This is a genomic window from Bradyrhizobium sp. 154 (assembly GCF_023073875.1).
In the GTDB taxonomy this organism is placed as follows: Bacteria; Pseudomonadota; Alphaproteobacteria; order Rhizobiales; family Xanthobacteraceae; genus Bradyrhizobium.
This window is the reverse complement of the sequence record NZ_JADPKG010000096.1, coordinates 1-10,191: the sequence shown is the minus strand read 5'-3', so window position 1 is coordinate 10,191 and position 10,191 is coordinate 1. Positions and strand designations below refer to the sequence as shown.

Below are 10,191 nucleotides of genomic sequence, written 5' to 3'. Positions count from 1 at the left end.
GCGGCAGAACCCAAGATACCCCGCAGGATCGCATCCCGATCAACAAAGTCTCTTCTCTTCAACAACATAGCCAAATGGGTGTTCTGATGCGCAGTTGTAGAAGTCCAAATAACGGCCGATCGATGCGCGAGCTTCGCTGACGCTGTCGTAGGCCCGCAGATACACCTCCTCATATTTGACGCTGCGCCATAGCCGCTCGACGAACACGTTGTCCCGCCAGGCGCCCCGGCCGTCCATGCTGATGGTGATGCCATTGTCGGCGAGCATTCCGGTGAACGCCGCGCGGTGAACTGCGAGCCCTGGTCGGTGTTGAAGATCTCCGGCTTGCCGTGACGGGCCAGGGCATCTTCCAGTGTCGCGACGCAGAATGCAGCCTCCATGGTGATCGACAGCCGCCACGACAGCACCCGGCGGGTCGCCCAGTCCAGCACCACGGCCAGATAGACGAAGCCTCGTGCCATCGGGATTGGAGTAAGAAGCGCGAGCGCGCTTCTCCTCCCCGAACCGTACGTGCACCTTTCAGCGCATACGGCTCTCTGTTCAAGCTTGGCCCATGGCCATAGCAACATCCTGATAGTGCGAGGTGACAGTGCTGCGGGCTTCTTTTCGGAAGATGTAGGGATTTTCTTCCGGATTGCGCCATCGGAACTGCGCCTTCGGACTTGAGACAAGCCGGTAAAGTGCTTTTCCGTGGGGCCCGCCGCGTTCATTTCGACCAAACACGAGCCAGGTTTTCGCCTTGCCCGGTTCCGGGGGTCGGTACCATTTCCGCATCAAAGGTTTGATGCGAGACCGGTATTTGTGCCCCAGCCAGTGCGCCATTTTCCAGAATACGACATTGTCGATGCGCCGGAATACGTGCGCGGTGAAGTCGGTGAACTTATAGAACGCTGCCCATCCCGGCAGTTGACGGTTCAGGCCAGCGATCATGTCGACCGTGCTGACACTATGATTGCCGGAAAGGGCTTCAGTGAGCCTGCGAACAAACCCCTTCGCCTTTTCCTTGGGTATCGTTGTGACGACGGACATGCGCCCGTGCGACCCTCGCTCGCGAGTGATCCTGTGCCCCAGAAAGACGAAGCCGTCATTGACGTGAGTGATATGGGTTTTCTCCATATTCAGCGTCAATTTCAGCTTGCCTTCCAGAAAGGCGCGGCATTCTTCGCGGATTTCCTCTGCTTGAGCTTTGGTCCCTTTTACGATGACGACAAAGTCGTCAGCGTATCGCAGTAAGCAACCGCCGGCTTCCATTGCCGGTTCTCTCGAACCGTAATCGGGCGGCCAAGCTTGATGCCGAAGTTCCATGCCCAGCGGTCCTTGCGAGCCTTGTCGCTCAGGTATTTCGCCTCCAGCCACGCATCAAACTCGTGGAGCATGATGTTGGACAAGAGCGGTGACAGCACGCCACCTTGCGGAACACCCTGCTGGAGGCTGTAAACAGGTCACGGTCAATGTGACCTGCCTTCAGGAACCGCCAGAGAAGATCAACAAACCGCCCGTCCTGCACTCGTCGCCGCACACATCTGATAAGCAGCCGGTGATGGACCGTGTCGAAGTAGCTTGCCAGATCACCTTCGATGATCCAGCGGCCCCTCGTCATGTCGGCTCCATCCTGGAGCTGTATCTTCACGGTGCGGACGGGATGGTGCACGTTCCCTTCAGGCCGGAAGCCATAGGATAGGCGATGGAAGTCGCTTTCCCAGATTGCTCCATGGCCATGAGCATGGCTCGTTGGACGATGCGTTCCGTCAGAGTCGGAATACCCAGTGGGCGTAGCTTGCCGTTGGTTTTCGGGATATAGATTCGCTTCACCGGCTGGGGGTGATAACTCTCCTCCAGCAGGCTTTTCCGCAGGTCATCCAGATGCTGATCCAATCTGACCTGCAGTCGTTGCTTATCTATTCCGTCGATGCCCGGTGTTCGTGCGCCACTTGACGCCAGAACAATCCGAGCGGCCTCGGCAAGCCATTCCCGGTTGGCAATCAGCCGAAGGAGGCGATCGAACCTTCGGTTCGGATCGCTCCCGGCCCATGTCGCGAGCTTGTGCTGCATTTCACTGATTATCAAAGGTCTTCACCTCATTGGGTCAGGTAGTTTGCACTCCAAGCAGTTTGAACTGTTCCCCTTCGCCATGTGGCAGGCTTTCCCTGCCGCGGACTACTACGGAAACTCCGCCAGCATGGTGGACGTCAGGGTCAACTCCCTTGCGACACAAAGCGTCGTGGGTATTCCATCATGCCTTCCCTCGTTCATATGCTGGACGTCATCGTATTGGTGAGGCTGCCGGTCGCAGTCTTTTCCCTTGCTTTCCGCAAGTCGATGCCGATGCCATGGTCTGGCTGCGTTCTCCCCATGACCCCTCGCGAGCGTCCTTACATCTGGGCTCGCGTTCGGATGCCGGCCGTCATATCTGTCCGGCGACATCATCAGCATTCCACCTGTTAAGCCGTGTAGGCGGAGGCGACATTTCAGCCCTCAGATGCGGGTGAACCGGTTCGTGTTCCTCAACCTTCCAATACTTCAGCCTCGGGGACCATCTCGGCTTAACAGCTTCGCCTCAATCCCCTTTACCTGCGGGCTACGTCACCCTGCCAGTTGACGACAGGTCACCGCCGCTTGGGCTCATGTCCCCTCACAGCAGGGGACAAGTCATTTTTTTTCTTCCTCCTTTCGCTTTTGCATTCCAGTCATACGCGCTTCCCCAAATGTGGGGCGAGGCGCACTGTAGGTGATGTCCATCGCCCAGACCTGGTTCGGACGCGTGATCTCCATACCGCGCAGCAGATATGGATAGATCTTGTGCCCGGCTCGGGTTGGGTGGTGCGCGGACGGCGGTAGAGCGCCTCTATTCCCATCCGCCGCATCAGCGTTTTGACGTGCCGACGGCCGATCTTGCACCCCTCGGCAGCCAGCAGGCCTCGCAACATACGCGAACCGGCGAAAGGAAACTCCAGATGCAACCGGTCAAGCCGCTGCATCAGCGCGAGGTCTTTGGGCGACACCGGACGCGGCAGGTAATAGACGCTGCCGCGGCTGATGTTCAGGGCTCCGCCTGCTTGCTGATCGGCAGATCGTGTTCACGGTCGATCATCGCTTTGCGCTCAGCAATCCGGCCTTGGTGAGCGCTCCTTCTAAAAAATCGTTCTCCAGCGTCAACTCGCCGATCTTGGCGTGCAGCGACTTCACGTCGATGGTGGGCTCGGCGATCCGACTCCCGTTGCCCTGACCGAACACATCGGCAGCGCCGCCTTCGAGCTGCGCCTTCCACGATGTGATCTGATTGGGGTGAACGTCGAATTGCTCCGCCAGTTGCGCCAGCGTGCGGTCACCTTTGACGGCGGCAAGCGCCACCTTCGCCTTGAAAGTCGCAGTGTGGTTCCGCCGGGCTCGTCTGCTCATCGTCTCTCCTGATTCGCGGGTCAATCTTGCCCGCCGTCAGGCAGAAACTCCACTTATCGCGCTGTTCAGATTTGCGGGACCAGCTCACGGATCTGATCAAAAGGTTGGTTTGCTCAGATGGTCCCGTCTCCGCCTAGTCAACCCTTCATTCCAGGTGATCAAGCTGCAGCCGGTTGTTAAATGACGTGCATCACCTCACGCAGATTCGGCGCGTCAGCTGCCGGAGGTGTCGTAAGCCTCCGGTGCGGATTTCAATTACCCACATCTCGTGCGTAGGATTTGCATCGGTTGAATCGCTATGATTCTGTTTGTGACGCCGATTCGCGGACGCGTGACTGATGAGCGGAGACACGGGAGCCGGTGCTGCGGGCTGGCAAGACGACAAAGTCATTTCGGCAGGGCTGCCGGACAAGCGATTGGCGCGCCGATTTGGCCGCCTGCTTGATCAGATGTCGGCGGCACCTAGCCAACGGGTCCCGGCCGCGTGCGGCGACTGAGCGGCGACGAAGGCGGCCTATCGCTTCTTCGACAATCCGCGGGTTACGGAGCATGGAATGCTGGCCGGCCATTTTGCCGTGACCGCCATGCGCTGCGCGGCGAGCGACGGACCGATCCTCATTCTGCAGGATACCACTGAGTTCATTTACAGCCGTGCGCAGCCGGGTAAGATCGGCTTGACCAAGACCATCAACGCCGGACGTTATAAGGCGGGACAGCCCCAACGTGGTAACTTTGTGCGGGGTGCTGATGCATTCGAGCCTGGCTGCAACCTTGGGCCGCACGCCGCTCGGGCTGACGGCAGCGAAGTTCTGGACACGCACAAAGTTCAAGGGGACCTGGAGGCTCGAGAGGCATGTGAACCCCACGCGTGTACCCATCGAGACGAAGGAAAGCTATCGCTGGCTTGAGAACCTGCGCCAGTCGATGGCGCTCGTGGGCACGCCGGAACGCTGCGTACATGTGGCGACCTCGAGAGCGACATCTACGAGCTCTTTTGCTTAGCGCACGATCTCGACACGCGCTTTCTAGTGCGAGTGCAGACCAATCGATTGGCCGGCACGCCCGCCGGCGCAGAGTCACGGGATGGAGCTCATCCGGTTTCCGCCCAGCTCTCGGCTGCGCCTTGGGCGGGACGCCATTGCGTCGCGGTCGCACAGGACGAGACGGTGTGCGTGCATGTGAAGTTCGCCGCCATCCAAACTTGCCGCACGTCGGCAAGCAGAAGCGATACAGCCCTCAGCTTCTCACCTACATTCACGCCCTGAGATGACCCGCCGGCGAGCCGTCCGCCTATCGACTGGAAGCTGGTGACCAATCTGCCTGTCGGAGATTTCACCATCCACATTGAGAAGCTCGAATGGTACGCCTTGCGCTGGAAAGCAGAGGTCTTTCACAAGGTAATGAAGTCCGGCTGCCGCGCCGAGGAGGCGAGGCTTGAGACCGCCGAGCGGCTGACCAAGTTCCTCGCCCTCATCGCAATGGTCAGCTGGCGCATCTTCTTCCTCTCCATATTCGCACGAGCTCAGCCCGGTGCTGCGCCGGAGACAGTCCTCACCTCAACCAAAATCGCGACGCTAGATGCTATCGATGCGTCGCGGTCCAAGCCGCGTATCGCGCGCAAGACCCTCGGCTCCAGATTGCCATGCTGGGCGGCTACCTCGCACGCAACTACGATCCGCTGCCAGGAAACATGGTCATGTGACGAAGCCTAACTCGCCTCAGCGACATCGCCTTCGACCTCTCAATCAGAACTCGTCGACGATGTGGGTAATTGAAAGCCTCACCGGATGGTTACGAGGTGTCGAACGCCTCACCTATTGGAAAGCCTGTCCACAAGCAGCGGATTGGCTTGCCAACCGGGTGCGCCGCTGGGCCGGCGGGTCCCGGAAGACCCGGCCGGCAATCTGATCGGCCGCTTGGGCCCGGACGGTTCAGCGTTGATTTGCGGATTCCACATTGTGGGGTGCCCGACAGCGGTGCGCGTGACGGTACGCAGGGTGCGCTCTGCGTGTTGGATTGCCCCCGCTCCTCGAGGTCTCAGCGCGAATTCTTTCATGCCATCTGTTCAGCAAGCAGGATTTCGGCGTGCGCGGGCGGCCCTTTGCACGGAACGAGCGCTGAAGTGGAATACAGTGCTCCTGTCTCGATGCGCCAAAAGGCCGCGAACTCCAATACAACAATGGGAAGGCAAATGTCTGAGAAGCCGGCAACGCTGATTGCAGATCTTACCGCGTGTGACTGTCTTGCCCTCTTTAAGAGCCGGGAACTGTCCCCTGTTGAGGTGGTCGATGACTGCTTGCAGCGCATCGATGAAGCAAATCGCGAGCTGAACGCATTCTGCTTCGTCGCCTTTGAGCAGGCGAAGGCGCGAGCACGAAGCTCAGAATTCAGGTGGATGCGAGGCGAGCCGGTCGGTTTACTCGACGGGGTGCCGGTAACTTTAAAGGACACCGAACTCAGTCGTGGAATGCCTACGCGCTGGGGATCGAAGGCAACCAGCGGAGATGGGCCGTGGGATATCGACGCTCCGGCCGCTGCTCGTTTACGCGAGGCGGGCGCCGTCATCCTAGGAAAGACCACTACTCCGGAATTTGGCTGGAAAGGTGTTACAGACAGCCCACTTTTCGGAATAACACGTAACCCTTGGAATCCGAACCTTACGCCGGGTGGGTCATCCGGTGGAGCGGCAGTTGCCGCGGCGCTAAATCTCGGTTTTCTGCATCAGGCCGGGGACGGCGGTGGATCAATACGGATACCCGCAAGCTTCACAGGCACCTTCGGCTTCAAGCCGACGTTCGGGTACGTCCCTCAGTGGCCGCTAAGCGCATTTACTACGCTTTCTCATACCGGGCCAATAACTCGCACAGTGGCTGACGCGGCACTCATGATGAGGGTTATCGCCCAAAAAGACGTGAGATCCGGAAATGCCGGTCCGGAATATCCGTTCAGTGAGGTCCCGCTAGCATCGACATTAAGAGGACTCAGAGTGGCCTATAGCCGAGACTTCGGCTACGTGGATGTGTCGACAGACATTCTGGACCTTACTGATGCCGCCGCGCAGAAACTCGAATCTCTCGGCGCAGAGGTTATTGAGACAAATCCAAGCTTTGATGATTACCGGAAAACGTTCAACACGTTTTGGTATGCGGGTGCCGCTCGGCTCCTTAACCGGCTGAACAAAGCGCAACGTGGCGTACTCGAGGCCGGTTTTTTGGAGTATGCTGAACAGGGTTTATCGCTAACTCTTTCCGACTATCAAGACGCTCAAGAAGCTCGCTTCAAACTTAGTGCCCAGATGGCGGCGTTTCATCAGAAATTTGATCTTCTGATCACGCCAACTATGCCAGTTGCGCCTTTCGAGGTCGGGCTCAATAATCCACATGGCCGTCAAAGTTTCAGCCCATTCACCCCCACTTTCAATCTCACGCAGCAGCCAGCAGCCTCTTTGCCCTGTGGACTAGACCGCAATGGCCTTCCCGTCGGTCTCCAATTGGTTGGTGCTCGCTACAACGACCTGACCGTCCTGTCCGCAGCGCGCGTTCTCGAAAGTGCATTAGGGCGTCTCGTCTTCCCGAGGATCGCGCGCGGCCCGATACGGAATTGAGACCTGGCAATAAGCCACAATCCTCTACAAGGTCAACTAAGGGTGCGTTGGTTGGGGTGATATACGACATCCTGCGACGATCCCGGTTATCTGCATCTTCCATCCTGTAGCGCCGCAGTGCCATCGCTCGCCTCAACCTTCTCGGCGGAACTCCATGAACAAGTCTCGTAAGATAAAAGCTCGCGCGCGTGACCTAGAGCTGCCCTTCACTGGACGACCTGGCCGCTACAATGCCATAACGGACGTCGAGGGCATGACCGTCGGTTTCCGGACGATTCTTGAAGAAACGCCGCGGCTCGGTCGGAAGCTGCCGGTGCGCACGGGGGTCACTGCGATCCTCCCTCATTCCGGCAGCGTCGCGCCCGTTCCGGTCTATGCCGGCGTGCATCGCTTTAACGGCAATGGCGAAATGACTGGAACGCACTGGATCGAGGACGGCGGCACTTTTCTTGGTCCGGTGATGATCACCAACACACACGCCATCGGTATTACACATCATGCGACCATCCGTTGGATGTTGGAGCGCTACGCTTCGACTTATGAAGTCGGCGATCTGCTTTGGCTTATGCCGGTGATCGCGGAGACCTATGACGGTGTCTTAAGCGACATCAACGGCATGCCGGTGACGGAGTCGGACGTGCGCGCGGCACTCGACTCGTTAGCGGCAGGCCCGATCGCTGAAGGCAATTGCGGGGGGGGAACCGGTATGATTGCATACGGTTTCAAGGGAGGGACAGGCACGAGCTCGCGGGTGGTTACCTTCGGCAACCGGGACTACACAATCGGTACGCTGGTGCAAGCAAACCATGGAAAGCGCGACTGGCTTACGATCTGCGGCGTCCCGGTCGGAAAGCACTTGCTGGACGAGACGCCCCAGAGCCAGCTCCAGGAGCGCGGTTCTATAATTGTTGTGGCCGCGACGGACCTTCCTATGGGCCCCCATCAGCTGAAACGCCTTGCCCGACGCGCAGCGATTGGCATCGGCCGCAACGGCACGCCTGGAGGCAACAGTTCAGGCGACATCTTTCTTGCCTTTTCGACTGCCAACGTACAGCCGATGGCACACCGCGCACCGATGATCCTAAATCTCGACATCGTCAATGATGAGTTCCTTGACCCGGTCTATGCTGCAGCGGTTGAAAGTGTGGAGGAAGCCGTTGTCAACGCCATGCTGGCGGCAGAGGACATTGGTGGCACCCCTCATGATCGTCTCCGCGTTGAGGCTATCCGCCCGGGCCAGCTCGTAGACATTTTGAAACAATACGGTCGGATTGGTTAAGAAGAAAAGTCCGACAGCGATCGCAATCGCCAGAGGCGCACGCTTTGCCGCCTCAATCGACACCTCTCGCAGTTATTTTCCACTCTTCCGCCGTGCGATCGAAGCTGCCCGAGGCGGACGACGAAGGACACCATGACCAAGAAACGGGTTCGATGTCCCACGAGCTGCTCCTTGACCTTGCCGCTGCTCCCTATACTGCCTCCAGCTTTTCCGGGAGTCGCACGTTGCGATTGCTTTGGGCTACATGTGGCGTGACCTTGCATGGGGCCGATCCTCACCTGCCTGAGAGAACCCTCACCTGCCCGAGAGAACGAATTCCCGTCTCGCAATCCGCCTGGCCGGGACGGGGATTATTTGTACTCCCGCTCCACCCACCATGGAAAATAATCCGGCATGTCGGCCGATACCTTATTCCTGAACACTGCGGGCCGCTTCTCCAGGAACGCCATCACGCCTTCTTTAGCGTCAGCGGAACGGCCGCGCGTATACATTCCGCGGCTGTCGATCTTGTGCGCCTCCATGGGATCATCGGCGCCCAGCATGCGCCACATCATCTGCCGGATGAGCGCAATCGACACCGGCGCGGTCTTCTCGGCGATCTCGCGGGCGAGCGCGCGCGCTGTGGGCAGCAACTGATCCGGCCGCACCACTTTGCTGACCAGCCGGCCGGCGAGTGCTTCTTCGGCCGTAAATACCCGCCCGCTGTAACACCACTCCAGCGCCTGCGCGATGCCAACGACGCGCGGCAGGAACCAGCTCGAGGCCTCTTCCGGCACAATGCCGCGCCGAGAGAACACAAACCCAAAGCGCGCGGCTTCAGACGCAATACGGATGTCCATCGCAAGCTGCATGGTTACGCCCATACCGACCGCCGGCCCGTTCACCGCGGCAATTACGGGCTTCCTGCATTTAAAGATTTCCAGCGTGAGCCGGCCGCCGCTGTCGCGGAGTTTCGGATCGCTGTAATCCGCCGCACCATCAGGCAGCCGTCTCACCGGCTCGCGCCGCGCATCGGCATCAAAGGCGTCGGCGCCCGAGGAAAGATCGGCGCCAGCGCAGAAGGCTCGGCCTTCGCCGGTCACGATGATCGCCCGAACGTCGTCGTCCTTATCGGCTCGATCGAAGGCGTCGACCAAGTCGCGTTCCATGGCGATGGTACAGGCGTTGAGCCTTTCCGGCCGGTTCAAACTGATGGTAAGAATCTGCTCGGTGACCTCATATTTTATGGTCTTGTAGGCCATGAATATTTCCTTTACTTGCCCTAGATGAACAGCGAGCTACTATGTTACACGACGCAAGTCTCCCAGACCGTCTGCATTGCCTTACTTACCTTACTTATCTGAGAGCTGCGAACAACGAACCTACCAAGGCTAGTAGTACTCCGTGAGTTATGCTTGTACATGACCCCTATGTTCGCCATCTGAGGTCACCGGTGGATCGCCCCGGGCAACCCCCTATCGAGGGGTGCGCCGGATGGTTCGGCCGGGCCTCAAGCACGGGGAGCGGGCTCGATGAACGACAGCATTTTCGAAGGGCTGGACGTGCGCAAAGCGACGATTTCGGTTGCGGTGGCCGAAGGGATGCACGGCGGGGAAGTTCGTAACTTGGGGATCATCCCCCTCGGGCCGATCAGATCGACAAGCTGGCGGAGAAAGTCGGTAAGGGTGACCGGCAGGTAAGTTTTGGCTACGAAGCCGGTCCCTGCAGATATGGCCTGCATCGACAACTGAAAGGGACTGGGCACAACTGCATCGTGGTGGCCCCCTCGCTGATCCCGATGGCCGGGGATCGGGTGTAAGCGTAGCGAGGAGCTTTCAATTACCCACATTTGACGTCGGATTTGAACGCCGCGCCGCAGGCGAAATCTTGAATCGGAAGAATCTGTTGTGATTCGTTGTTGAGCACCTGA

The 10,191-nt window shown here is 58.9% G+C and carries 6 protein-coding genes and 3 pseudogenes; 5 read left to right on the top strand and 4 right to left on the bottom strand.

Features of this window, described 5'->3' with window-relative positions:
- Window positions 1-93 precede the first annotated feature (93 nt).
- The 3 pseudogenes from IVA92_RS22515 to IVA92_RS22490 form a co-directional block, all read right to left on the bottom strand.
- Window positions 94-476: pseudogene (locus IVA92_RS22515) on the bottom strand (DDE-type integrase/transposase/recombinase); the annotation flags it as partial.
- 64 nt (window positions 477-540) lie between these two features.
- A pseudogene (gene ltrA, locus IVA92_RS36085) lies at window positions 541-2,067 on the bottom strand (group II intron reverse transcriptase/maturase).
- A 657-nt stretch (window positions 2,068-2,724) separates the two neighbouring features.
- Window positions 2,725-3,399, bottom strand: a pseudogene (locus IVA92_RS22490) (IS3 family transposase); the annotation flags it as partial.
- 554 nt (window positions 3,400-3,953) lie between these two features.
- Here IVA92_RS22490 and IVA92_RS22485 point away from each other — a divergent pair.
- The 4 genes from IVA92_RS22485 (at window position 3,954) to IVA92_RS22470 (ending at window position 8,282) form a co-directional block, all read left to right on the top strand.
- A complete protein-coding gene (locus IVA92_RS22485) occupies window positions 3,954-4,307 on the top strand; it encodes a hypothetical protein (protein ID WP_247276456.1) in 354 nt (117 codons plus the stop codon).
- 399 nt (window positions 4,308-4,706) lie between these two features.
- Window positions 4,707-5,111, top strand: a complete 405-nt coding sequence (locus tag IVA92_RS22480) for a hypothetical protein (protein ID WP_247276455.1) — start codon at window positions 4,707-4,709, stop codon at window positions 5,109-5,111.
- Between the two features lie 479 nt (window positions 5,112-5,590).
- Window positions 5,591-7,003 (top strand): amidase, encoded by a 1,413-nt coding sequence (locus tag IVA92_RS22475; RefSeq protein ID WP_247276454.1) that lies wholly within the window; start codon window positions 5,591-5,593, stop codon window positions 7,001-7,003.
- A 154-nt stretch (window positions 7,004-7,157) separates the two neighbouring features.
- Window positions 7,158-8,282 carry a P1 family peptidase gene (locus IVA92_RS22470; protein ID WP_247276453.1) on the top strand — a complete coding sequence of 375 codons (1,125 nt, stop codon included), beginning with the start codon at window positions 7,158-7,160 and terminating at the stop codon, window positions 8,280-8,282.
- A 350-nt stretch (window positions 8,283-8,632) separates the two neighbouring features.
- Here IVA92_RS22470 and IVA92_RS22465 read toward each other — a convergent pair whose 3' ends face one another.
- A complete protein-coding gene (locus tag IVA92_RS22465; protein ID WP_247276452.1) occupies window positions 8,633-9,523 on the bottom strand; it encodes a crotonase/enoyl-CoA hydratase family protein in 891 nt (296 codons plus the stop codon).
- A gap of 270 nt (window positions 9,524-9,793) precedes the next feature.
- Here IVA92_RS22465 and IVA92_RS22460 point away from each other — a divergent pair, with 270 nt between their 5' ends.
- Window positions 9,794-9,961, top strand: coding sequence for a hypothetical protein (locus IVA92_RS22460; RefSeq protein ID WP_247276451.1), 168 nt, complete (start codon window positions 9,794-9,796; stop codon window positions 9,959-9,961).
- The last annotated feature ends 230 nt before the right edge of the window (window positions 9,962-10,191 follow it).